This window comes from Microbispora sp. ATCC PTA-5024 (assembly GCF_000511135.2).
Taxonomy (GTDB): domain Bacteria; phylum Actinomycetota; class Actinomycetes; order Streptosporangiales; family Streptosporangiaceae; genus Microbispora; species Microbispora corallina.
The window spans coordinates 2,564,150-2,588,025 of sequence record NZ_KI866522.1; the positions used below are offsets into that span (position 1 = coordinate 2,564,150).

Consider the following 23,876-nt stretch of genomic DNA (forward strand, 5'->3'; position numbering starts at 1 on the left):
CTCACGGCCGCTGATCAGTCGGCCCTGCCCCGGCGGCCCCCTGAGTTCCGGCGTCCGTTGGCGGGAATCTGCCCCGCGCGGACGCGCTCTTCGGGCAGGATGCCGTCATGTCCCCCACGCACGGCCCGACGCCGTGGTCTCCGTGGCCTTCGCCGATCTCCACCTCGGACGTGGCGCGCTCGGGGCTGGACCTGGGCTTCCCGACCGTCCTGGGCCAGGAGGTCTGGTGGGAGGAGAGCCGGCCCGCGGAGGGCGGCCGGCGGACCGTCGTCCACCGGGCCCCCGACGGCGCGCGGAGCGAGGTGATCGCCGCGCCGTGGGACGCCCGGAGCCGGGTGCACGAGTACGGCGGGCGGTCGTACGCCGTCGTCCCCGGCCACGGCCTCGTCTTCGCGAACTTCGCCGACCAGCGGCTGTACCTCGCCGAGCCGGGCGCCGAGCCCCGGCCCCTCACCCCCGAGCCCGACCGCCCCTGCGGCCTGCGCTACGCCGACCTGCTGCCGTACCGCAGCCCGGACGGCCCGCAGGTGTGGTGCGTGCAGGAGCGCCATCACGACGGCGGCAAGGTGATCCGGTCGATCGTCTCCGTGTCCCTCGCCGGGGAGGTCGTCGAGCGGGTGTCCGGAGCCGACTTCTACGCCTCGCCCGCCGTCTCGCCGGACGGCGAGCACGTTGCGTACGTCTGCTGGAACCACCCCCGCATGCCCTGGACGGGCTCCGAGGTGCGGATCACGAAGATCTCCGACGGCGCGTCCTGGACGATCAAGGGCGGCACGTCGGAGTCGGTCCTCGCCCCGGCCTGGCGCGACGACCGCCACCTCTACCTGGTCTCCGACTGGTCGGGCTGGTGGAACCTCTACCACATCGGGATCTTCGGCACCGCCCCCCAGGCTCTCTTCCCCGCGGAGGAGGAGTTCGCCGGGCCGTTGTGGCAGCTCGGCGGCCGGCCGTACACGGTGCTGGAGGACGGGCGGCTCGCGGTCCTGCACGGCCGGGGCGACCTGCGCCTGGGCGTCCTCGACCCCGAGGCGGGCACCCTCACCGACCTCGACGTGCCGTACGAGGGCTGGCTGACCGCGCTCGACGCGGACGGGACGACGCTCGTGGGCGTCGGGTACGGCCCGGACGTGCCGCGGTCGGTGGTCCGGGTCGACGTGGTCACCGGGCGGGTCGAGGGGCTGCGGCGCGAGGTGCCGGAGCTTCCCGACGTCGGGTACCTGCCCGTCCCCCGGGCCGTCGAGATCGAGGGCGCCCTCGGCCGCCGGGTCCACGTGTACGTGTACCCGCCGCGGGCGCCCGGGCGGCCGGCGGAGACCCCCGCGCCGTACGTCGTCTTCGCGCACGGCGGGCCGACCGCGCACGTGACGACCGAGATGAGCCTGGAGAAGGCGTTCTTCACCAGCCGGGGCATCGGCGTGATCGACGTGAACTACGGCGGGTCCACCGGGTTCGGCCGCGCCTACCGGGAGCGGCTGCGCGGCCAGTGGGGCGTGGCCGACGTCGAGGACGTGGTCGCCGCCGCCGGATGGCTCGTCGCGGAGGGACTGGCCGACCCCCGCCGCGTCGCCGTGCGGGGTGCCAGCGCGGGCGGCTGGACCGTCATGGCCGCCTGCGCGGCGTCGGACGTGTTCGCCGGAGGGGTGTCGATCTCCGGGATCAGCGCGCTCGCGCCTCTCGTGGCGGCGACGCACGACTTCGAGTCGCGGTACGTGGACTGGCTGGTCGGCCCCGAGCTCCTGTACGGCTCCCGCGAGCCGCTGGCCGCGGCCGACCGGATCTCCTGCCCGATGCTGCTGCTCCAGGGGCTCGCCGACCCCGTGGTCCCGCCCGCCCAGGCCGAGGCGTTCGCCGACCGGCTGTCGGCCCGGGGCGTGCCGTGCACGTATCTGGCGTTCGAGGGCGAGGGGCACGCGTTCCGGCGCGTCGAGACGAAGAGCGCCGCCCTCGCCGCCGAGCTCGCCTTCTACCTGCAGCTGTTCCAGTAGCCTCCGCCGCGCCGCGGGCCCAGCCGGCGAGACGCAGGGTGCGGGCCCACGCCCGCGGCATACACGGGCAGTGGGACGACAGCGGGGCGGCGGCGCACCGTCGCGCGACGCGGGGCGCAGGGACGCGGGGTCGGCCCGGCAGGGGCCCGGCAGGGGCGCCACAGGGGCGCGGCCTGCCGGCCGGTCAGCGGGCGAACTCGGTGGCCCGCGACTCCCTGACCACGGTGATCCTGATCTGTCCGGGGTAGGTGAGCTCCTCCTCGACCTGCTTGGCCACGTCCCGGGCGATGACCTGCGCCTGGATGTCGTCCACCGAGTCGGGACGGACCATGACGCGGATCTCGCGGCCGGCCTGCATCGCGAAGACCTTGTCGACCCCGTCGTACGACTGGGCGATCTCCTCCAGCCGCTCCAGCCGCTTCACGTACGCCTCGAGCGACTCGCGCCGGGCGCCCGGGCGGCTGCCGCTGATGGCGTCGGCGGCCTGGGTGAGGACGGCCTCCACCGTCCGGACCTCGACCTCGTTGTGGTGGGCCTCGATGGCGTGGACGACGTCCTCGTGCTCGCCGTACCGGCGGGCGATCTCCGCGCCGATCATGGCGTGGCTGCCCTCCACCTCGTGGGTGAGCGCCTTGCCGATGTCGTGCAGCAGCGCGCACCGCTTCACGAGGTCGCGGTCGAGCCGCAGCTCCGAAGCCATGATCCCGGCGATGTGCGCGGACTCGATGAGATGCTTGAGCACGTTCTGCCCGTAGGAGGTGCGGTAGCGGAGCTGGCCCAGCAGCGTCACCAGCTCGGGGTGCATCTCCGTGATCCCCAGCTCGACCAGGGCGTCCTCGCCCGCGCGCACGCACAGGTCGCGCACCTCGGCCTTGCTCCGCTCGTACGCCTCCTCGATGCGCTGGGGGTGGATCCGGCCGTCGAGGACGAGCTTCTCCAGCGTGAGGCGGGCCGTCTCCCGTCGTACCGGGTCGAAGCAGGACAGCAGCACCGCCTCGGGCGTGTCGTCGATGATGAGGTTGACGCCGGTCGTGGACTCGAAGGCGCGGATGTTGCGGCCCTCGCGGCCGATGATCCGGCCCTTCATCTCGTCGCCCGGCAGGTGGAGCACGCTGACCACCGACTCGGCCGTCTGCTCCGTCGCGACCCGCTGGACGGCCAGGGTGACGATCTTGCAGGCGCGCTTCTCGCCCTCCTTGCGGGCCTCGCTCTCGATCTCGCGGACGATCAGCGCGGCCTCGCGCTTGGCCTGGTTCTCGATCTCCTTGACCAGCTCGCCCTTCGCCTGCTCGGCGGTGAGACCCGCCACCCGCTGGAGGATCTCCTGGCGCCGCTCGGCGACCCGTTCCAGCTCCTCACGCCGGTCGGCGAGCTCGGTCTCCGTCTCGGCGAGCTTGCGGGCGCGTTCGACCTGCCTGCGGGCCTCCTCGTCGAGCCGCTGCTCGCGCTCGGCCAGGCGGTTCTCCCGGCGTTCGAGGTCGGACCTGAGCTCCTTGAGCTCGCTCTTGAGGATGCGGGACTCCTCCTCGACCTCCTTGCGCATCAGCGCGGCGCCCTCGGCCAGACCCTCCGACTTCTTGAGGAGCTCCCCCGCGTCGTGCTCCGCCTTGGTCCGGATCTCCTCGGCCTCGCGCCGGGCCCGCTCCAGCTCCTCGTTGACTCCGGCCTTGACCTCGGCCAGCTGCTCGGGTGAGGGGCCGGCGGGCATGGTCATGCCGCCGGTGCGGCGGACCACTATCACAAGGGCGGCGATCGCCACGAGAGCCAGCAGCACCACCGCAACCGCCAGAACGATCACGATCGTGTTCATGCTCGCTCCACCCCTCTCGCCTCAGACACATCTCCAGACGAGGGGTCACGCGCGCAGCACGGCACCACCCGGTGGCGTCACCAGGACAAATATCGCCCAAATCCCCGGCCGCCCTCACAGGCGACCGATCCGGCCCGGAGGCCGATCAAGATCTTTCGTCCGTCGTTCACCGTTATGGGAAACCGCGCTGCGCGGAGTAACTCCTCACTGCGGTCGAGATTAAGCGTCAGAGAGGTAACGAGCAAGCAAAGATGGTCTGTCAAGCGACTTTTGCCGGGGTCGGGTCTCCGGATCCCTCGCCCGCTCCGGCCATGTCGCGGTCATCCGAAGTCGTCGGGAAGGTCATCCGATTCGACGCCCTCGGCCTCCAGCGCCTCGCGGACCACGCGGAACGCCAGACCCGGCGCGTAGCCCTTGCGGGCGAGCATGCCGACCAGCTTCCGGGTGCGGGCCCGGGGGTCGGCCCCCCGAGTCGAGGCGAGCTTCTTGGCCACGAGCGCGCGGGCGGTCTCGACCTCCTGCTCAGGGTCGAGCTGTCCGACCGCGTCCTTCACCGTCTCCTCGTCCACCCCGCGATGCCGCAACTCCTGGGCGAGCGCGCGGCGGGCCAGGCCACGGCCGGCGTGGCGTGAGCTGACCCAGGCGGCGGCGAACGCCTCGTCGTCGATGAGCCCTACTTCGGAGAACCTCTCCAGCACGGCCTGGGCGGCCTCCTCGGGGACCTCCCGCTTGCGCAGGGCGTCGGCGAGCTGGGCCCGTGTCCTGGGGGCCATCGTCAGCAGCCTGAGGCAGATCGCCCTGGCCACCGACTCGGGGTCGGCGTCCTGCCCCTGCGCCGCCGGAGACCCCTCCTGGGGCCCGTCCGGCAGCCACCCTGACCGCCGGCCGCGACGTCCCAGGCCGCGACCCGACACCGGATCTCCCGACGACTCCGGATCTCCCGCAAAAGACGGTGACCACCCGGACCGGCCGTCTCGCCGTCCTCGGTCCGACTCCGGATCTCCCGACGACTCCGGCGACCATTCCGGCCGCCGGCCACGACGTCCCCGGCCGCGACCCGACTCAGGATCCGGATCCCGGCCGAGCAGGGCATCGGGCAGCGCCTCATCGGGCGACCAGCCGGGCCGTCCGCCGCGGCGCCCGCCCGTGCCTGGGCTCTCTCCCGGGCCGCCGGCGAACCATGCGGGGTCCGCGCCCTCGGGAGCGCCGGCGGAATCGCGGTCGCCGGTGTACCCGTCCTGCGGCCACCGCCGGGCGCGCGCGGAGGAGTCCCTCCGACGGCGGCCCGAGCGGGCGCCGGCCCCGAATTCCCTACCGGCGCCGGGGGCGGTCGCCCGGCCGGCCGAGCCGGCAACGTCGGAGCCGGCTTCGCCCCTCTCATGCCTGCGGATCTGCTCCCGGAGCGCGTCGAGGGTGGGCCGGGCCTCGTCGCGGCCCGGTGGGGGCGGGCCGGCATCGGGCTGTGGCCACACCGCATCGGCGTGACGGTCGCCGTGCTCAGGGGCGGAGGGCTCGCCGTCCCACAGGGAGGGAGCGGGGCCCGGGTCAGCCGGACTCCAGGGGCCTGACGTCCAGTCCCCCGATCCCGGCTCGTCGCCGGGACCGGAGGTGTCGTCGCGCCTCATGGCAGCGATCAGACGTCACCGGGCTTGGGCGCGGCGGCGGCCTTCGAGCCACGGCCGGAGGCCGGTGCGGCGGGCGCGGCAGGGGCGGCGGCCGGCGGCTCGCTGGGAGCGTCGAGCCGCGGCCCGACCCCCAGCTTCTCCTTGATCTTCTTCTCGATCTCGTTGGCGATGTCGGGGTTGTTCTTGAGGAAGGTGCGGGCGTTCTCCTTGCCCTGCCCGAGCTGGTCGCCCTCGTACGTGTACCAGGCGCCGGCCTTGCGGACGAAGCCGTGCTCGACGCCCATGTCGATCAGGCCGCCCTCGCGGGAGATGCCGATGCCGTACAGGATGTCGAAGTCGGCCTGGCGGAAGGGCGGGGCCATCTTGTTCTTGACGACCTTCACCCGGGTGCGGTTGCCGACCGGCTCGGTGCCGTCCTTGAGCGTCTCGATCCTGCGCGCGTCAAGCCGCACCGACGCGTAGAACTTCAGCGCCTTGCCACCCGTGGTGGTCTCGGGGCTTCCGAACATGACGCCGATCTTCTCGCGGAGCTGGTTGATGAAGATGGCGGTGGTCCGGGTCTGGTTCAGCGCACCGGCGATCTTGCGCAGCGCCTGCGACATGAGGCGGGCCTGGAGACCGACGTGGCTGTCGCCCATCTCGCCCTCGATCTCGGCCTTCGGCACGAGGGCCGCCACCGAGTCGATCACGATGATGTCGACGGCGCCGGAGCGGATCAGCATGTCCGCGATCTCAAGCGCCTGCTCACCGGTGTCCGGCTGGGAGACGAGCAACGCGTCGACGTCGACGCCCAGCTTCTTGGCGTACTCGGGGTCGAGGGCGTGTTCGGCGTCGATGAACGCGGCGATGCCGCCGCCCTTCTGGGCGTTGGCCACGGCGTGCAGGGCGACCGTCGTCTTGCCGGAGGACTCGGGGCCGTACACCTCGACGATCCTGCCGCGGGGATAGCCGCCGATGCCCAGGGCGACGTCGAGAGCGATCGAACCGGTGGGGATGACCTCGATCGGGGCACGCGCGTCGTCTCCGAGACGCATGACGGAGCCCTTGCCGAACTGCCGCTCGATCTGTGCGAGGGCGGTCTCAAGGGCCTTCTCGCGGTCGTTGATTGCCATTGGGTGCCCCCTGGAGGGTCGTCGTCTTCTCGGTCACCGAAAAGCTACGGGGTGCCACCGACATTTTCCCGGGCTTTCGCGTCGCTGTGGACGAGGGCGACCGGGAACGGCCGCACCCCGGCGGCGACCACTCCAATATAGCCGAACGGCTGTTCGATCACACCTCGAAAGCCCCATCCGCCACGCGGGTGGCGCCGCCGGAAGGCGGACCGCACCCCGGCGTTACATTCCCGGGCCTTACCCGCACATGGTTGTCAGCCCGTTGACCTGCGGCGATCCTTGTACCAAAGCCGGATCTCCACGTGAAGGCGGCGACGTGACGGGGACCAGCGCGTACGGCCGCGAGCGCCGCGCATACCTCGAAGCCCTCGCGGCACGGCTCCCCGAGCGCGGGCTCGCCGGCCGCCTCGTGGGCGCCGACGACCCCGTGCTGTGGGTCTGGCACCCGCGCACGAGGAGGCAGACGATCGTCTTCGCGTCGCCGTCGCGCGAGGGCTGGACCTTCCTGTGGTCGCCTGACGGGCAGGAGAGCGTCGAGGAGCCCGGGCTCACCGCCGAGACGATCCGCAAACAGCTCTCACAGCCCGTCTGACACGCCCGCCCGACCGAGCTCGCCGGACACCCCGCCCGGTCGCCGCTCCCGGCCGCCGTTCCCGGGCGCCCCTCAGCGGATGGCGTCGGCCAGCCGCACCCTCGCCCCCGTGCGCAGGACGGCCCGCTCGTACACGCGGGCGCCGGCCAGCAGGACGGCGGCCACCGCGACGAGCATGAGGACGGCGGCCACGGCCGTCTCCGCGACCGGCACGTCGACGGCGGCCGCGCGCACCGGCATGACCATCGACGAGAACGGCGGGACGAGCGACAGCACCCGTGCGAGCGTTCCCGTGGGCTGGACGGCGGCCAGGTACGCCACGACATAGGTCAGCGTCATCAGCATGGTCATCGGGGTGAGCACGCTGTTGAGCTCCTCCTGCCGGGACACCAGCGAGCCGAAGGCCGCGGCCAGCGCCGAGAAGAAGGCGTACCCGAGGACGAACCACGCGACCGCTCCCGCCACGATCCCGGCCATGCCGGGCGGGAGGTCGGCCGCCAGGCCCGTCGCCGAGGCCGCGGCGAGCCCGGCCGCGATGACGACGCCGAGGTTGATCAGGCCCAGCGCGCCCAGCCCGACGATCTTCCCGCCGAGCAGCTGCCACGGCCGGACGGCGGTCAGCAGGATCTCGACGATGCGGCTGCCCTTCTCCTCGACCACGCCCATGGCGACGAACATGGACGAGTAGATGAGCAGGAAGAACAGCACCATGACGAGCAGGGTCGCGATGCCCGTCCGCACCCCCTGGTAACGGGCGTCCGGCCCGATCGACCGCACGGCCAGCGGGGTGACCTCGATGCCGGACGCGCGGATCCTGGCGTCGCGGTGGGCGCTCTCCAGCAGCAGGCCGAGCTTCGCGTCGAGCTCGCCGCGGGCCACCACCGTGCGGTCGTCGACGAGCGCCGCGTCCACGTCCCCGTCGAGTACGGCCTTCCGCACCGCGGCCTCGTCCGGGTACGTCCGGTATTTCACCTGCGCGCCGGCGGCCGGAGCCGTCCCGACCACGCCCACGTCGTACGTGTCGGGGCCGCCGAAGACCTTCGGGGCGAACGCGACCGCGACGACCAGCAGCGCGCTGATCGCCAGGCTGACGATGTACGACCTCGTCCTGATGCGCGTGCGGATCTCGCGCCCCGCCACCAGCACCAGCGTGTTCACGCGACCGCCTCCCTGAAGATCTCCGCGAGCGTCGGCCGCCGGCGGCCGAAGTGCTCCACCCGTCCCGCGCGCACGGCGGCCCGCAGGACCGCCTGGTCGTCGCCGTCGTCCTCGCTGACCAGCACCTGCCGGTCGCCCTCCCGCGTGAGCCGGCCGGGCAGGCCGTCCGCCCAGCCCGGGGGCGCGTCCCGCACGACGACGGTCAGCGGTCCCCGGCCCCCGGCGTCCCTCAGCTCCTCGACGGGGCCGCAGGCGACCATGCGGCCGGCGGAGATGATGCCGACCGAGTCGCACAGCCGTTCCACGAGGTCGAGCTGGTGGCTGGAGAAGATCACCGGCACCCCGGACGCCGCCTGGTCCTTCAGCACCTCGGCCAGGGCGTCGACGGCGAGCGGGTCGAGGCCCGAGAACGGCTCGTCGAGGACGAGCGCCGACGGGCCGTGCACCAGCGCGACGGCGAGCTGCACCCGCTGCTGGTTGCCGAGCGACAGCGCCTCCACAGCGTCGTCGCGGCGTCCGGCGAGGCCGAGCCGTTCGAGCAGCCCGCCCGCGGCCTTCCTGGCGGCGACGGGGGCGAGCCCGTGCAGGCGGCCGAAGTACTCGACCTGCTCGGCGACCTTCATCTTCTGGTACAGGCCCCGCTCCTCTGGCATGTAGCCGAACCGGCGGCGGTCCTCGTACGTCAGGGGCCGCCCGTCGCGCCGTACCTCGCCGGAGTCGGCGCGCAGGACGCCCATCACGATCCGCATCGTGGTCGTCTTCCCGGCGCCGTTCGCGCCGACGAAGCCGAACATCTCCCCCGGCCGTACGGCGAAGCCGACCCCGTCGAGGGCGGTCGTGTCGCCGTAGCGTTTGCGGAGGCCGTCGATCTCAAGCACCGGGGGTCCCTTCGGTGATGCGTCGAAGAACCTGCAGGTAGGTGTCGAAGGCGGCGCGTCCGGCGGCGGTCAGCGAGAGCCAGGTGCGGGCCCGCTTGCCGACGAAGGTCTTGTCCACGCGGACGTAGCCGGCCTCCTCCAGGGTGAGGATGTGCTTGGACAGCAGGGAGTCGCTGACCTCGATCGTGTCGCGCAGGAAGCGGAAGTCGGCCTTCTCGGACGCCGCCAGAGCGGCCATGATCGACAGGCGGACCGGCGCGTGGATCAGGTCGTCGAGCTCGTGCCGGGGATGGGTGGTCATCGGCTCGCCAGCAGCCGCCACGCGCCCCACACCAGGGGAAGCCCCGCCACCACGGACACCGCGACCAGCGCGGTCACCCACACGGGGGCCGGGTGGTCGGGCAGGAGGAACACCCCGAACGCGAACGCGGCCATCATCGTGATCGTGTACGCCGCGGTCAGCGGGCCGTTCAGGCGCGCCACGAGCCGGTCGTGGACGCGGCGCCGGTACCAGTAGACGGTGATGAGGATCGTGAGCAGCACCCACGCGCCTCCGGCGATCGCCGGGACCGGCTGGCGGCCGAGGAACATCGCGGGCCAGTAGCCCATCGTGGCGACCCCGACGATGAGGAACATCCAGCCGGGTCCGCGTGAGGAGTGCCGGACCCGCTCGTCCACCCGTCCGATCTCGCGCAGGGCCTGGTCCGGAGAGAGCCGTTCTTCCGCGTTCATACGCTTCCTCCACTCTCAAGCACTCAATACGCTAGCAACTACTCAACTGCCATTCAAGTGATTGAGCGCGCGGAAGCGGCCCGGACAGGGGATGGGGGTTCAGCGGAGGCGGGGATCCACGTCGACCTCCTGGCAGACGGCCTGCCAGACCTGCTTGGCCGCCACGCCCTCGGCGAGGGCCTGCTCGACGGTCCGGCCGCCGAGGCCGGCGATGACGTAGTCCTTCGCCCACGACTCCGCGTACGCCTCGCCGAAGTGGCGGCGCATCCGGTTCCAGAAGTCGGTCAGGCGCATGCGTCAAGTATGGCCTCGCCCCGGAGCGGTCCGTCCGGGGCGAGAACCGGCACGAGCTCACATGACACGGGTGCCGTACATCTCCCCGAGAGGGTCGGCGAGCAGTTCGAGGCGCGCGCCGTCGGGGTCGCGGAAGTAGACGGAGGCCCCGCTCTCCTCCTGGTACGGCACGCCCGCGGCGTCGAGCTTGCCCCGCAGCCGTTCCCACGTCGGCCGGTCGACCGAGATCGCGATGTGGTGGAGCCCGCCCAGGACCTCTTTGTACGGCTCCAGGTCGAGGCCGGGGAGGTCGAAGAACGCCAGCAGGTTGCCGTTCCCGATGTCGAAGAAGAAGTGGTTGGAGCCCCGGTAGTCGCGGTTCTCGAAGATCTCGGTCAGGGGGAACTCGAGGAGCTCGTGGTAGAAGCGGATGGTGCGCTCGACGTCCGACGAGATCAGCGCGAAGTGGTGCAGGCCCCGAGCGCTGCTCTCGGCACGGCGCTCGCTCAGATAGCGCTCGCGGATGCGCGCGCGCTCCGACTCGATGGCCGCGTAATCAATTTCCATACTTCGCAAGCTTGTCCCATCACCCCCGCATCGAGCCATGGGGGGCCTCACATCGTCGCCAGGATCTCCTCGACGATCTCGACCGTCGTGCCGGGGTGGAGGAAGGCGAACCGGGCCACCGTCTCCCCCTCCCAGCCCGTGGGCGTGACGAACCCGATCTGTCCCGCCAGCAGCCGCTGGGACCAGCGGTGGTAGTCGTCCGCCTGCCAGCCCTTCCGCCGGAACAGGACGACCGAGAGCGTGGGCTCCACGACCAGTTCGAGGTGCTCGCTGCCCCTGACGAGGGCGGCGGCGCGCCGCGCCAGCTCGATCCCCTTCTCGATCGCCTCGGCGTACGCGTCGACGCCGTGGACGGCGAGCGAGAACCACAGCGGCAGCCCGCGCGCCCGCCTCGTCAGGTGGTACGCGTAGTCGGTGGGGTTCCACTCGTCCTCCTCCGTGTGGAGGACGTCGAGGTAGGAGGCGTCCTGGGTGTGGACGGCCCTGGCCAGGCGGGGCTCGCGGTACAGCAGCGCGGCGCAGTCGAAGGGCGCGAACAGCCACTTGTGCGGGTCGACCACGAACGAGTCCGCGTGCTCGATCCCCGCGTACAGGTCCCGTACGGAGGGGGCGAACAGCCCGGCCCCGCCGTACGCGCCGTCGACGTGGAACCACAGGTCGCGCTCGCGGGCGACCTCGGCGACGCCCGCCAGGTCGTCGACGATCCCCGCGTTGGTGGTGCCGCAGGTCGCCACGACGGCGATCACGTCGCGTCCGCCGTCGGCCTCCAGCGCGGCCCGCAGCGCCTCCCCGGTCAGGCGGTGGCCGGTCGTGGGCACGACGAGGGCCTCCGCGCCGATGATGTTCAGCGTGTTGATGATCGAGGAGTGCGCCTGGTCGCTGACGGCGACTCTTGGGACGCCGAGCCCGGGCCGCGTCCGGCGGGCCGTGTCGCGGGCGACGACGAGAGCGGACAGGTTGGCGGCGCTGCCGCCCGAGACGAAGCAGCCGCCTGCCGAGGCCGGCATGCCCGCCTTGTCGGCGATCAGGCGCAGCACCTGGTTCTCCGCCGCGATGGCGCCGGACGCCTCCAGCCAGGAGATGCCCTGCAGCGAGGCGCACGAGACCACCATGTCGAACAGCAGCGCCGCCTTGGTCGGGGCCGCCGGGATGAACGACAGGAAGCGGGGGCTGTCCGCCGAGATCACGGCCGGGGCGAGCTGGTCGGCGTAGACCTCCAGGACCTTCGCGGGGTCGTGGCCCTCCGCGGTGATGAGCCCCGCCAGCGCCGCGTCGAGCTTGTCCTTGACGCCGGGGTGGTCCAGGGGGACGGGATCCATGGCCAGGCGGTCCCTCATGTACGAGAAGACCAGGTCCGTCAGCCGCTCGTCATAGTAGTGCACCGGGCAAGTATGAGGATAAATCGGGTAAACCCGGTAAACGGCAGCAAAAGCCCCTCGGCTCGATGACGCCCGCGCCTGGCCCCGGACGGCGGGCGGGGCGTTTCTGTCGGTGGGCGGATGCATTATGGGCGGGTGGGCGCGCTCGAGGGATTCAGCCCGGTGACCAGGGAGTGGTTCGCCGGCGCGTTCGCCGCGCCCACGGCGGCACAGGAGGGCGCCTGGTCGGCGATCGCCCGCAGGGAGAACACGCTGGTCGTGGCGCCCACGGGCTCCGGCAAGACGCTGGCCGCGTTCCTGTGGGCCATCGACAGGCTCGCGGTCGAGCACGCGGCCGCCGCGGCGGTGCCGGACGACGAGGTCGACCGGGCGCGCCGCCGCCGTGGCGAGAAGGCTCCCGAGCGGCTGTGCCGGGTGGTGTACGTCTCGCCCCTCAAGGCGCTCGCGGTCGACGTCGAGCGGAACCTGCGCGCCCCGCTCACCGGCATCCGGCAGACGGCCCTGCGCATGGGCCTGCCGGCTCCGGACATCTCGGTGGCGATCCGCTCGGGCGACACGGCGGCCGAGGAACGGCGCCGCTTCGCCGCCAGGCCGTCCGACATCCTGATCACCACGCCCGAGTCGCTGTTCCTCATCCTCACCTCGCAGGCCAGGGAGGCGCTGCGCGGCGTCGAGACGGTGATCGTCGACGAGGTCCACGCGGTTGCCGCCACCAAGCGGGGGGCGCACCTCGCGCTCACCTTGGAGCGGCTCGACGCGATGCTGCCCGAGCCCGCCCAGCGCATCGGCCTGTCGGCCACCGTGCGCCCGGTCGCGGAGGTGGCCGCGTTCCTCGGCGGCCCGCGGCCGGCGACCGTGGTCCAGCCGCCCTCGGAGAAGGTCATCGAGGTCGACGTCGTGGTCCCGGTCGAGGACATGACCGAACTGGCCCCGCCGCCGCCCGGCGAGGGCGGCGCGCCGTCGGAGCACCGGCGGAGCATCTGGCCCCACGTCGAGGAGCACCTGCTCGACCTCATCGAGACACACCGCTCGACCATCGTGTTCGCCAACTCCCGGCGGCTGTCGGAGCGGCTGTGCACCCGCCTCAACGAGCTGGCCTGGGAGCGGCGCGCCGCCCCGCCGCCCGGGGACGGCCCGTCGACGGGCGAGCCCGCGCAGTGGTCGGCCGCGTTCGAGGAGCTCCACGCCCAGTGGTCGGCCCAGCGGGAGGGCGGGGCCGCTCCCACGCCGGCCGAGCTGATGGCCCAGGCGGGCGCGTCCGGGGGCGTCGTCCCCGAGGTGGTGCGGGCCCACCACGGCTCGGTGTCGAAGGAGGAGCGGTCGCAGATCGAGGAGGCGCTGAAGTCCGGCCGCCTGCCCGCGGTGGTCGCCACCTCCAGCCTCGAGCTGGGCATCGACATGGGCTCGGTCGACCTGGTGGCCTGCGTGGAGGCGCCGCCCAGCGTCGCCAGCGGGCTGCAGCGCATCGGCCGCGCCGGGCACCAGGTGGGCGCGGTCTCCCGGGGCGTGATCTTCCCCAAGTACCGCGGCGACCTCGTCCAGACCGCCGTCGTCGCCGAGCGCATGCGCTCGGGGCAGATCGAGGAGCTGCGCTACCCCCGCAACCCCCTCGACGTGCTGGCCCAGCAGATCGTCGCGATGACGGCCCTCGACGAGTGGACGGTCGACGCGCTGGAGGAGGTGGTGCGCCGGGCCGCGCCGTACGCCACGCTGCCGCGCAGCGCCCTAGAGGCGACCCTCGACATGCTGGCCGGCCGCTATCCGAGCGAGGAGTTCGCCGAGCTGCGGCCGCGCGTCGTGTGGGACCGGGTCACGGGCACGCTGCGGGGGCGGCCGGGCGCCCAGCGTCTGGCGGTGACCAACGGCGGCACGATTCCCGACCGCGGCCTGTTCGGGGTGTTCCTGGTCGGCGAGAAGTCCTCCCGGGTGGGCGAGCTCGACGAGGAGATGGTCTACGAGTCCCGGGTCGGGGACGTGTTCGTGCTGGGCGCGACATCCTGGCGGATCGAGGACATCACGGCCGACCGGGTGCTCGTCTCCCCCGCTCCCGGGCAGCCGGGCAAGCTGCCGTTCTGGCACGGCGACAGTGTCGGCCGCCCGGCCGAGCTGGGCCGGGCCATCGGCGCCTTCCTGCGTGAGCTGTCGGCCGCGGGCGCCGGCGGCCGGGGCGACGGGGAGGCCGCCCGGTCGCGGGTGCGGGCCGCCGGGCTCGACGAGTTCGCGACCGGCAACCTGCTGTCCTACCTGGCGGAGCAGCGCGAGGCGACCGGATACGTCCCCGACGACCGCACGCTCGTGGTCGAGCGCTTCCACGACGAGCTGGGCGACTGGCGGGTCGTCATCCACTCGCCGTACGGGGGACGGGTGCACGCGCCGTGGGCCCTCGCCATCGGGCGGCGGCTGCGCGAGCGGTACGGCGTCGACGTGCAGGCGATCCACTCCGACGACGGGATCGTGCTGCGCATCCCCGACACGCTGGAGGACGCGCCGACCGACGTGGCCGCCTTCGACGCCGAGGAGATCGAACAGATCGTCACCGAGGAGCTGGGCGGCTCGGCGCTGTTCGCGGCCCGGTTCCGCGAGTGCGCCGGCCGGGCGCTGCTGCTGCCGCGCCGCAACCCCGGCAGGCGCACCCCGCTGTGGCAGCAGCGCCAGCGGGCCGCGCACCTGCTCGGCGTCGCCAGCGGCTACGGCGGGTTCCCGGTCGTGCTGGAGACCATGCGGGAGTGCCTGCAGGACGTGTTCGACGTCCCGGGGCTGGTCCGGCTCATGCGCGACGTGGCGGCCCGGCGGGTGCGGGTGGTCGAGGTGGAGACCTCGCAGCCCTCGCCGTTCGCGGCCTCGCTGCTGTTCTCCTACATCGGCGCGTTCATGTACGAGGGCGACGCGCCCCTCGCCGAGCGCCGGGCGCAGGCCCTCGCCCTCGACACCGCGCTCCTCGCGGAGCTGCTCGGCCAGGCCGACCTGCGCGAGCTGCTCGATCCCGACGTGGTCGCCGAGGCCGAGCGGGAGCTGGCCCGGCTGGACCGGCCGCTGCGCGACGCCGAGGACCTGGCCGACCTGCTGCGCTCCCACGGCCCGCTGCTCGCGGAGGACGTCTTGATCCGCGAGGGCGACCCGGCCTGGCTGGCCGGCCTGGAACGGGCCCGCAGAGCCGTCCGGGTGCGGATCGCCGGCCACGAGCAGTGGGCGGCGGTCGAGGACGCCTGGCGGCTGCGCGACGCGCTCGGCGTCCCGCTGCCGGTGGGCGTGCCGCAGGAGTTCCTGGAGTCCCCGGCGGCCGGCGCCTCCGGGCGGCGGTCCGTCGCCGCCGATCCCCTGGGCGACCTGGTCGCCCGGCACGCGCGCACGCGGGGGCCGTTCTCCCCGGGTGGCGCGGCCACGCGGTTCGGCGTGGGCGTGTCCGTCGTGGAGGACGCCCTGCGGCGCCTGGCGTCGGCGGGCCGCGTCGTCTCCGGCGAGTTCCGGCCCGGCGGGCGGGGCGAGGAGTGGTGCGACGCCGGTGTGCTGCGGATGCTGCGGCGCAGGTCGCTGGCCCGGCTCCGCAAGGAGGTCGAGCCGGTCCCGCACGAGACGCTGGCCGCGTTCCTGCCCGCCTGGCACGGCGTCACGCCCACGACCGTCACCGGCGAGTCCCCCACGGCCCGTGCTTCCGGCCCCACCGGTCAGGGCGGCCCGGCCGCGCACGGGTCCGCCGGGACCGGCCGGGCGCTGGACGTGCTGATCAGCGCCATCGAGCGCCTGCAGGGCGCCGCCGTCCCGGCCTCGGCCCTGGAGTCGCTCGTGCTGCCGAGCCGGGTCCCGGGCTACACGCCCGCGCTGCTCGACGAGCTGACCTCCTCGGGCGAGGTCCTCTGGGCCGGGCAGGGCTCGCTGCCGGGCGGCGACGGCTGGGTGTCCCTGCTGTTCGCCGACACCGCTCCCCTGCTGATGCCCACGCCGTCCGAGATCACCATGACGCCCCTGCACGAGCAGGTGCTGGAGGTCCTGGGCGGCGGCGGCGCGCTCTTCTTCCGCGAGCTGTCCAACCGCGTGGCCGCGCTCGCCGCCCGCGACGACCGTCTCGGCGCGGAGCCCGGCCCGGACGACCGTCGTGGCGACGGCCAGGGCGGTGCCGCTCCCGGTCCCGGCGCCTCGCTGGCCCGCCGTGCCCGGATCCTCGGCTCGGCCGCCCCGTCGCCGGTGCCCGGGGTGCCGTCCGCGGTCCCGGACGACACCGTGCTGGCCGCCGCGCTGTGGGACCTGGTCTGGGCCGGCCGCGTCACCGGCGACACGCTCGCGCCCCTGCGCTCGATCCTCGGGACGGGGCGGCCCGCCCACCGTCCGCCCACGACCCGCCGCCGCCGTGCCGTCCTGCCCACGCGGAGCGGTCCGCCCACGGTCAGCGGCCGCTGGTGGCTGCTGCCCGCCCCCTCGCCGGACGGCACACAGCGGGCCCACGCCCAGGCGGAGGTCCTGCTCGAACGGCACGGCGTGCTGACCAGGGGCGGGATCACCTCCGAACGCATCCCCGGCGGCTTCTCCTCGGTCTACCAGGTGCTCCGCGCGTTCGAGGAGAGCGGCCGGTGCCGGCGCGGCTACTTCGTCGAAGGGCTCGGCGGCGCCCAGTTCGCCCTGCCCGGCGCGGTGGACCGCATGCGGGCGATGGCACCGGGCGGCGCGCCGCCGCAGGAGGACATCTGGGCCCTGCCTGCGGCCACCCCGCCCAAGCGCACCGTCGTCCTCGCGGCGACCGACCCCGCCAACCCCTACGGCGCGGCCCTCCCGTGGCCCGACCGGGACGACGACGTGACGCACAAGCCGGGGCGCAAGGCGGGCGCCCTGGTGGTCCTGGTCGAGGGACGGCTCGTGCTCTATGTCGAGCGCGGCGGCAAGACCCTGCTGTCGTTCGGGGAGGAGGACGACCTGCGGCCCGCGGTCGAGTCGCTGGCCGTCGCCGTCCGGCGGGGCGCCCTCGGCAAGCTCACGGTCGAGCGCGCGGACGGCGCGGCCATCACCGAGTCGCCGCTCGCCGCCGCCCTGGAGGCCGCCGGGTTCCACCCCACTCCCCGCGGCCTGCGCATCCGCGGCTGAGCCTCCGCGGTTCCCGTGACCGCTGCGGCCACTCACGGCCCGCGAGCCCGTGCGGCTTGGGCGCCGCGGTCGGTCCGGACGAGCCGCCGTGGGCGGTCAGGCGAACGTGCTCTCGGGGTCCTCGAGGAGGTCCTTGAGGGCCCGGAGGTAGAGGGCGGCGTCGCGTCCGTTGACGAGGCGGTGGTCGTAGGCGAGGCCGATGTTCGCGTACGTCCGGCCGACGACCTCGCCGCCGCGCAACTGGAGGACCTCCTGCGGGGAGGCGACGGCCAGGGCGCAGGCGTGGCCGGGGAAGATCAGCGGGATCGCGAGCGTGACGTCGCCGTCGTGGTGCAGGGTGACGACGATGTTGGCCCCCGCCAGGTCGTCCTCCCGGAAGTCGCCGGTGGCGGCGGCGAGGCGGTACTCCATGAGCCGCGCCGCCACCTCCTTCAGCGACCGGCGGGCGGCATCATGGACGACCGGCACGAACAGCCCGGCCCCGGCGTCCATCGTGACCCCGATGTGCGGGGCGTCGGGAAGCAGCGCCGTCCGCTCGTCCGCGAGCGTGGCGTACAGCAGGGGGAAGGCCGCGTGCAGGCGGGCGACCGCGCAGGTCACCAGCTCGGGCAGGCCGACCGGCCGCCGGACCCCGCGCGTCAGCCGGGCCGCGAGCGCGAGCGCGTCCCCGACGTCGATCCGCATGACCGTGTACGCCGCCGGGATCGTCTCATGCGAGGCCCGCACGGCCCGCGCCACCGCCCGCTGCACCCGGGACAGCTCGTGGGGCGTACCGCTCGCGCCGCCGGAGGACGGCCGCCACCCGGCGCCGCCGGGCCGCCCGTCGTCGCCGGGCCCGGCGTCCCCCGCCTGTCCGGTCCGGCCCCCGTCCCCGGTGGGGGCGAGGCGGGCCGCGGCCAGGCGCTCGACGTCGGCCCGGCGGACCACGGGGACGCCGAGCGCGCGCAACTCGGCGGGGGCGATGCCCAGTTCCTCGATCAGAGCGCGCGCGGGAGCCGTGACCACCGGATCCGGCGCGTCCACGGGCGCCGCGCCCGTCGTCTCCAGTGAGCCCGCGCCGGTCACGGCCTGCCCAGGCGAGGTAGCACCGGTCGCGACGCGGACAGGCGAGCCGATGCCGGTCGCGGCGTGGGCGGTCGGGGTGACACCGGTCGCGGCGTCGACAGGCGATCCGATGCCGGTCGCGGCATCAACAGGGGAGCCGGCACCGGTCGCGGCATCCGCGGACAGGGCGTCGGCCGGCGGGGTGGCGTCGGCGGTGAGACGGGCGATCAGGTCGCCGGGGGCGCAGTCGGCGTTGAGGGGCAGCACCCGCCAGAGGTAGCCGTCCTCCTCGGCCACCAGTTCCTCGGTGGCCTTGGAGGTCTCCAGGACGGCGACCGGGTCGCCGGAGGCGACCGCACCGCCGTCCTCCGCCACCCATTCGACCAGGACGTACGAGGTGTCGTTGTTGTTGAGCTTCGGCACCCGGATGTCAGTCACGCAGGGCCTCCAGCACCGCGTCGTGGATCGTGGACTCCTGCACGAGGACGCTCCGCTCCAGGTGGAGGGCGGTGGGGATCACGCTGTCGGCCGAGTGGACGAGCGTCACCGGCCGCCGCAGGTCCCGCCACAGGAGGGCGTGGATCCGGTGGGCGACCTCGCTCCCCCATGTGCCGCCCGCCGTGCTCTCCTCGGCGACGAGCACGGCCCGCGCCCGGCGCAGCGACGGCAGCAGCGGCTCGACGTCGAAGGGGTGGAGCCGGGACGGCACGACGAGTGTGCAGCTCACCTCCTGCTCCAGCAGCAGCCGGCGCATCGCGCCCACCGCACGCTCCACCATCCCGCCGGGGGCGATGATCACGCAGTCCGCGGCCTCCGGGTCCTCGAGGAACACCCGGGCCGCGCTCGCCGCCCCGCCGGACCCCGCCAGGTGGTCGTGGAGGAACAGGTCCCCCACGTCGTGCATCCGCCGCGTGTAGAGGACCTTGTCCTCGAAGAACACCGACGGCCGGCCGGCGGCCAGCATCTCCTCCAGCACGACGCGGTTGTCGTGCAGGGGCGACATCTCGTACACCGACAGCCCGGGCACGCCGACGAAGTGCTTCTGCAGGCTCTGGCTGTGCGTGGGGCCGTACCCGCGGCCGCCCCCTGACGGGCACCGCACGACCATCCGCATCGGCACGTGGGAGCCGTACATCGAGACGGACTTGGCGGCGAAGTTGACGATCTGGTCGAACGCGAGCGCCACGAAGTCGCCGAACATGATCTCGACGATCGCCGCGTCGCCGCACAGGGCGAGCCCTGCGGCCAGCCCGGTGATCCCCGACTCGCTGATCGGCGTCCCCAGCACCCGGTCGGGGAACCGGCTCGACAGCCCTTTGGTGATCTTGAAGGCGCCGCCGTACGGGTCGGTGATGTCCTCCCCGATCACGTACGCCGAGGGGTCGGCCTCGAGCACCGCGTGCAGGGCGGCGTTGAGGTTCTCCGCTACGCGCACGGGTCCCACCTCGCCGGGGGCCGGGCGGCGACCTCGGCGACGACGGCCGCCACCCGCTCACGCTGGGCCCGGTCGGCCGCGCCGAACCGGGCGGGGTCCGCCTCGGCGTACCGCCGGTACCAGTCGTTCGCCTCGGCCTGTCGCACGACCTCAGGGGGCCGGGTGTCGTCGCCCTTGCTGTGCGGGCCGAGCCGGTGGGTGGCGAACTCGACGACCAGCGGCTGTCCCTCGAACCGGACCTCGGCGACCAGCGGGGCGAGCTCGCGGCGGATGGCCGCCACGTCCGAGGTCTCCACCCCGTGGTGGCGGCACCCGAATGCCTGCGCCCGGGCCCGTACGGTGCCGGACATCTGGCGGGCGGTCGCGGTGGACTGGGCGATCCCGTTGTGCTCCACGACCACCAGCAGCGGCAGCCGCCAGAGCGCCGCGAGGTTCAGCGCCTCGTAGACCGCGCCCTCACCCCAGGTGCCGTCGCCGATGAACACACAGGCCAGGGCCCCTGGAGAGGTCCGCTTGAGGTGCAGCGCGACCCCCGTCGCGACCGGGAGGCTCTCGCCCTGCACGCCAGTGGAGACGTAGCGGTCGCGCAGGATGTGCTGGCTGCCCCCGACCCCGCGGCAGACCGCCCCCTCGCGGCCCATGATCTCGGCGAGCAGCCCGGCCGGGTCCCGGAAGCGGGCGAGGTAGTGGCCGTGCCCCCGGTGGTTGCTGAAGACGTGGTCGGCCTCGCCGAGCAGCCCCCGCAGCGCCACCGGCACGTACTCCTGGCCCAGGCACGTGTGCGTCGTCCCGTTGAGCTCGCCGCGCCCGAACAGGTCGAGCAGCGCCAGCTCGAAGTGCCTGATGAGCAGCAGCAGGTCGAGGTCGTCGCCGGCCGGCAGCGTGGAGCCGGCCAGGGCGACCGACGGCTCGGTCACCGGCCGCTGCCCGCGGCCGAGCCGGCCGGGTCCCCGGCCTCCGCCGCGTGCGCGACTCCGGACGCGTGAGCCGGAGCGGGCCCGTCCCCGGCCTGCACCGCGTGAGCCTGAGCGGGCCCGTCCCCGGCCTGCACCGCGTGAGCCTGAGCGGGCCCGTCCCCGGCCTGCACCGCGTGAGCCTGAGCGGGCCCGTCCCCGGCCTGCACCGCGTGAGCCGGAGCGACCGGGTCCGCGCCGATGGACTCCAGCACACCGCTGATCGTCGGCGTGTCGAAGAACACGTCGAGCGGCACCTCGATGCCCAGCCGCTTGCGCATGCGGGCGATGATCTGCGTGATGGTCAGGGAGTGGCCGCCGAGATCGAACAGGTCCTCGTCGTCGCCGACCTCGTCGATGCCGAGCACCTCCTGCCAGATCGCCCTGATCTCGTCGGCCAGGGTCGCCGGCCCGGCGCCGCCCGTCGAGATCTCCCCGAGAACAATGTCTGGATTCGTCATGATGGCTTTGAGGTCCTCCGCTATCTGGGCGACACCCGAGAGGGCGTGGGAGCTGTACTGCATGACCACGGTCAGGCCCTCGGGGCCGTCGACCGCCTGGAGGTGCAGCGCGCTGCGGACGGCGTGGTTGAACACCGCCCAGTCGACCTTCGCGCGCAGATCGGAGAAGGCGGGCTCGGACTCCTCCCGCCGCCTCCGGTAGCTCACCGAGACCGGCGCGAGGGCCGTGCGGGGCCGCAGCCCACGGACGGCCCGGGCGAGCGGCACCGGCCGGAACCGGTACAGCTCCCGCAGGTCGTCGTGGAGCCGGACCGCGAGCCCGGCCACCGTCGTCTCCGGAGACGGCGACGACCAGACCGGGAGCTCGTTGACGAACAGGCCGATGTGGTCCCGGAACTCCGGTGTGCGGGTCGAGACGTCGACGGCGCACACCGGAGCCTCGTTGCCGTACGCGAACAGCAGGGCGTGCACGGACGCGAGGAACACCTCGAACCGGGAGGCGCCCGGCACGTCGGGCATCCGCCCGGCGAACGTGTGGACGGCGCCCTCGCCCGCGCCCCGCGTGAGCGCGGAGGGGTCGAGACCGGGGATCCTGACCTCGCCGGGCTCCCGCCAGCGGGCGCTCCAGTAGGCGCGCGCCGCGCCGAGGTCGGCCGCGACCCGCTCGCGCTCGGCCGCCGCGTGGTCGGCGTACGACCGGTCGAGCCGCCGCAGGGCCCGGCCGTTGTACAGGGCGGCGAGGTCGCGGACGAGGACGTCCTTGGACTCGCCGTCGAAGACCAGGTGGTGGGCCACGACGACGAGCGCGTGCCGGGTGGCCGACAGCCGGGCCAGCCGGAACCGGGCCAGCGGGCCCCGCTCGACGTCGAACGGCCGCAGGGTCTCCTCCCGGACCAGCGCGTCGAGGTCGTCGGCGGCGGTGACCCTGATGGCGGGGCGGGCGCCGGGCACCTCGACCGGGATGCCGTCGCGCTCCTGGATCGCGGTGGACAGCACGGGGTGCCGCCGGAGAAGCGCCTCGCACGCCTGGATGAGCCCGCACGCGTCCAGCACGCCGTCGAGTGTGATCACCAGCGGCATGTGGTACGCCGAGCCGGCCCGGCCCATGCGCTCGGTGATCCACATGCCGACCTGGGCGAACGACGCCGGAGAGGGGTCGGTCACGCGCGCCCCCGCAGGGCCCGTTTGTCCACCTTGCCGCCCCGGTTGCGCGGCAGGGCGTCGAGCGTCACGACGTCGGCCGGGATCTCGTGCGGGGCGAGCCGCCCGGACAGGAACGCCCGCAGGTCGGCGGCGGAGGCCTCCTCCCGCAGGACGACGGCCGCGGTGACGGTCATGCCGAGCACGGGGTGGGGCACGCCGTACGCGGCAGCCTCGACCACGGCGGGGTGGGCGTGCAGCGCGTCCTCCACCTTGAGCGTGGACACCTTGAACGCCCCCGACTTGATCACGTCGCTCTCGCGGTCGACCAGGTAGAGGTAGCCCTCCTCGTCGAGGTAGCCGAGGTCGCCCATCCTGATCCAGCCGTCGCGGAAGACGGCCGGGCCCTCGCGGGAGTCGTTGTAGTACGAGCGGGGCGCCGCGGGCGAGCGCATCCACACCTCGCCCGTCTCCCCCGGAGGGAGCGCCTCGCCCGCGGGCGAGGCGACCCGGACGTCGCCGCCCGCCGCCGCCCTGCCGACCGAGCCGGGACGCTCCGGGTCGAAGATCATGATCGTCTGGGCGGGGGCGGCCTCGGTCGAGGTGTAGTAGTTCGTGATCGTGGCGTTGGGGAAGAGCCCGCCGAGCCCGACGGCCACCGGGGAGGGCAGCGGGGCGGCCGCCGAGCCGAGCAGCAGCACGCTGGACAGGTCGTGGGCGCCCCGGTCGTTCAGCAGCTCGATGCCCATCGCGGGCACCAGGAACACCGTGCCCGCCCGGTACCGCTCGATGAGCCGGGCGAACCTCCCGGGCGTGAAGCGCGGCAGGGTCACCACGGCCGGGTGGGCGGTGAGCGCGTTGACCAGCATGAGCTGCCCGGCGTTGGTCCCGATCGGGAACGCGTGGACGAGGTGGCGGGAGTGCGCGAACGCCCGGTGCCGCGGCCGCAGGCGGGTCCCGTAGGCCAGGTTGGCATGGCTCGCCGCGACGCCCTTGGCCGTCCCCGTGGTGCCCGAGGTGTAGAGGATCTGGGCGAGCGCGCCGGGCCCCGGGGGCGCGGGCGGCGGCTGGGACCCCGGCGGGAGCGCCGCGGGGTCGGTCAGCACGATCGAGGCGCCGCAGTGGGCCACGATCCGTCCGATCTCGGCGTCGGGTGTCCGGTCCGACAGCGGGACCGCCACCGCCCCCGCTCTGAGGACGCCTGCGAACGTGACCGCGTAGTCGATCCACTCCGACGCCGGGAACACCAGCACGACCCGGTCGCCGGGCCCGACCCCCGCGGCGAGCAGCGAGGACGCCACCGCGGCCGACCGCTTCTCCCACTCCCCGAAGGTGAGCTCGCCGGCACCGTCGACGATCATCGCGACGCCCGCCGGCTCGTCGGCGGCCCGGGCGGCCAGGAGGCCGGGAAGCGTCGGAACCTCCAGCGCGGTCCTCATCATCACTCCGAATAGATCGGATGAATATCACATACCGAAATAGGGAGGAAACTTTAATACTGAAAGGAATGTTTCCAATAATTGCGGGCTAAGTCTGGCATGTTGCAATGACGGGTCACAAGGGGGTCGCGGCGTCGAGAGGGCCGTCCGCGCCGGGCATTCCGGACGACCGGAGGGGTTGTGAGCGGCCCGGCGCCGTGCCAGACTGACCCCGTCGGGT

General features: G+C 73.7%; 18 protein-coding genes. 3 read left to right on the plus strand and 15 right to left on the minus strand.

The window, feature by feature from the left end; translation table 11 throughout:
* The first annotated feature begins 107 nt into the window (after positions 1-107).
* On the plus strand, positions 108-1,985 hold the full coding sequence (locus MPTA5024_RS11625; RefSeq protein WP_036322353.1) for a S9 family peptidase: 1,878 nt from the start codon (positions 108-110) through the stop codon (positions 1,983-1,985).
* Positions 1,986-2,169: 184 nt separating this feature from the next.
* On the opposite strand, the gene rny is transcribed toward MPTA5024_RS11625, so the two are convergent.
* The 3 genes from rny to recA form a co-directional block, all read right to left on the minus strand.
* Positions 2,170-3,795, minus strand: a complete 1,626-nt coding sequence (rny, locus tag MPTA5024_RS11630; RefSeq protein WP_036322354.1) for a ribonuclease Y — start codon at positions 3,793-3,795, stop codon at positions 2,170-2,172.
* A 320-nt stretch (positions 3,796-4,115) separates the two neighbouring features.
* Entirely contained in the window at positions 4,116-5,420 is a 1,305-nt protein-coding gene (gene recX, locus MPTA5024_RS43405; protein ID WP_232326402.1) for a recombination regulator RecX, read from the minus strand.
* Positions 5,421-5,428: 8 nt separating this feature from the next.
* Complete coding sequence (gene recA, locus MPTA5024_RS11640; protein WP_036322359.1) at positions 5,429-6,532, minus strand: recombinase RecA; 1,104 nt, start codon at positions 6,530-6,532, stop codon at positions 5,429-5,431.
* A gap of 316 nt (positions 6,533-6,848) precedes the next feature.
* Between recA and MPTA5024_RS11645 the strand changes: the two genes are divergently transcribed.
* Positions 6,849-7,124, plus strand: coding sequence for a hypothetical protein (locus tag MPTA5024_RS11645; protein WP_036322361.1), 276 nt, complete (start codon positions 6,849-6,851; stop codon positions 7,122-7,124).
* A 72-nt stretch (positions 7,125-7,196) separates the two neighbouring features.
* On the opposite strand, the gene MPTA5024_RS11650 is transcribed toward MPTA5024_RS11645, so the two are convergent.
* From MPTA5024_RS11650 to MPTA5024_RS11680, 7 genes are all read right to left on the minus strand, one after another.
* Complete coding sequence (locus MPTA5024_RS11650; protein ID WP_036322363.1) at positions 7,197-8,282, minus strand: ABC transporter permease; 1,086 nt, start codon at positions 8,280-8,282, stop codon at positions 7,197-7,199.
* A complete protein-coding gene (locus MPTA5024_RS11655; protein ID WP_036322365.1) occupies positions 8,279-9,160 on the minus strand; it encodes an ABC transporter ATP-binding protein in 882 nt (293 codons plus the stop codon). The genes MPTA5024_RS11650 and MPTA5024_RS11655 overlap by 4 nt, the downstream gene beginning before the upstream one ends.
* The gene (locus MPTA5024_RS11660; protein WP_036322367.1) at positions 9,153-9,461 is read right to left on the minus strand and encodes a winged helix-turn-helix domain-containing protein; all 309 of its coding nucleotides are present in this window, start codon (positions 9,459-9,461) and stop codon (positions 9,153-9,155) included. The genes MPTA5024_RS11655 and MPTA5024_RS11660 overlap by 8 nt, the downstream gene beginning before the upstream one ends.
* Complete coding sequence (locus MPTA5024_RS11665; protein WP_036322369.1) at positions 9,458-9,892, minus strand: hypothetical protein; 435 nt, start codon at positions 9,890-9,892, stop codon at positions 9,458-9,460. Before MPTA5024_RS11665 ends, MPTA5024_RS11660 begins: the two co-directional genes overlap by 4 nt.
* A 99-nt stretch (positions 9,893-9,991) precedes the next feature.
* Complete coding sequence (locus tag MPTA5024_RS11670) at positions 9,992-10,186, minus strand: DUF3046 domain-containing protein (protein ID WP_036322371.1); 195 nt, start codon at positions 10,184-10,186, stop codon at positions 9,992-9,994.
* 57 nt (positions 10,187-10,243) lie between these two features.
* On the minus strand, positions 10,244-10,732 hold the full coding sequence (locus MPTA5024_RS11675; protein ID WP_036322373.1) for a VOC family protein: 489 nt from the start codon (positions 10,730-10,732) through the stop codon (positions 10,244-10,246).
* A 47-nt stretch (positions 10,733-10,779) separates the two neighbouring features.
* Positions 10,780-12,114: a pyridoxal phosphate-dependent decarboxylase family protein gene (locus tag MPTA5024_RS11680; RefSeq protein ID WP_036322375.1), complete on the minus strand. Its 1,335-nt coding sequence runs from the start codon at positions 12,112-12,114 to the stop codon at positions 10,780-10,782.
* A 117-nt stretch (positions 12,115-12,231) separates the two neighbouring features.
* On the opposite strand from MPTA5024_RS11680, the gene MPTA5024_RS11685 reads away from it, so the two are divergent.
* Positions 12,232-17,184, plus strand: coding sequence for an ATP-dependent helicase (locus MPTA5024_RS11685; protein WP_036322377.1), 4,953 nt, complete (start codon positions 12,232-12,234; stop codon positions 17,182-17,184).
* Positions 17,185-17,280: 96 nt separating this feature from the next.
* Here MPTA5024_RS11685 and MPTA5024_RS11690 read toward each other — a convergent pair whose 3' ends face one another.
* Genes MPTA5024_RS11690 through MPTA5024_RS11710 form a run of 5 tightly spaced genes read right to left on the minus strand, consistent with a single transcriptional unit; the run spans position 17,281 to position 23,659 of the window.
* The gene (locus tag MPTA5024_RS11690; RefSeq protein ID WP_036322379.1) at positions 17,281-18,666 is read right to left on the minus strand and encodes a 2-oxo acid dehydrogenase subunit E2; all 1,386 of its coding nucleotides are present in this window, start codon (positions 18,664-18,666) and stop codon (positions 17,281-17,283) included.
* Positions 18,659-19,663 (minus strand): alpha-ketoacid dehydrogenase subunit beta, encoded by a 1,005-nt coding sequence (locus MPTA5024_RS11695; protein ID WP_036322380.1) that lies wholly within the window; start codon positions 19,661-19,663, stop codon positions 18,659-18,661. Before MPTA5024_RS11695 ends, MPTA5024_RS11690 begins: the two co-directional genes overlap by 8 nt.
* Positions 19,654-20,580 carry a thiamine pyrophosphate-dependent dehydrogenase E1 component subunit alpha gene (locus MPTA5024_RS11700; RefSeq protein WP_036322382.1) on the minus strand — a complete coding sequence of 309 codons (927 nt, stop codon included), beginning with the start codon at positions 20,578-20,580 and terminating at the stop codon, positions 19,654-19,656. Before MPTA5024_RS11700 ends, MPTA5024_RS11695 begins: the two co-directional genes overlap by 10 nt.
* On the minus strand, positions 20,577-22,241 hold the full coding sequence (locus tag MPTA5024_RS11705) for a condensation domain-containing protein (protein WP_036322383.1): 1,665 nt from the start codon (positions 22,239-22,241) through the stop codon (positions 20,577-20,579). The genes MPTA5024_RS11700 and MPTA5024_RS11705 overlap by 4 nt, the downstream gene beginning before the upstream one ends.
* The gene (locus MPTA5024_RS11710) at positions 22,238-23,659 is read right to left on the minus strand and encodes a class I adenylate-forming enzyme family protein (RefSeq protein ID WP_036322385.1); all 1,422 of its coding nucleotides are present in this window, start codon (positions 23,657-23,659) and stop codon (positions 22,238-22,240) included. Before MPTA5024_RS11710 ends, MPTA5024_RS11705 begins: the two co-directional genes overlap by 4 nt.
* Positions 23,660-23,876 lie beyond the last annotated feature (217 nt).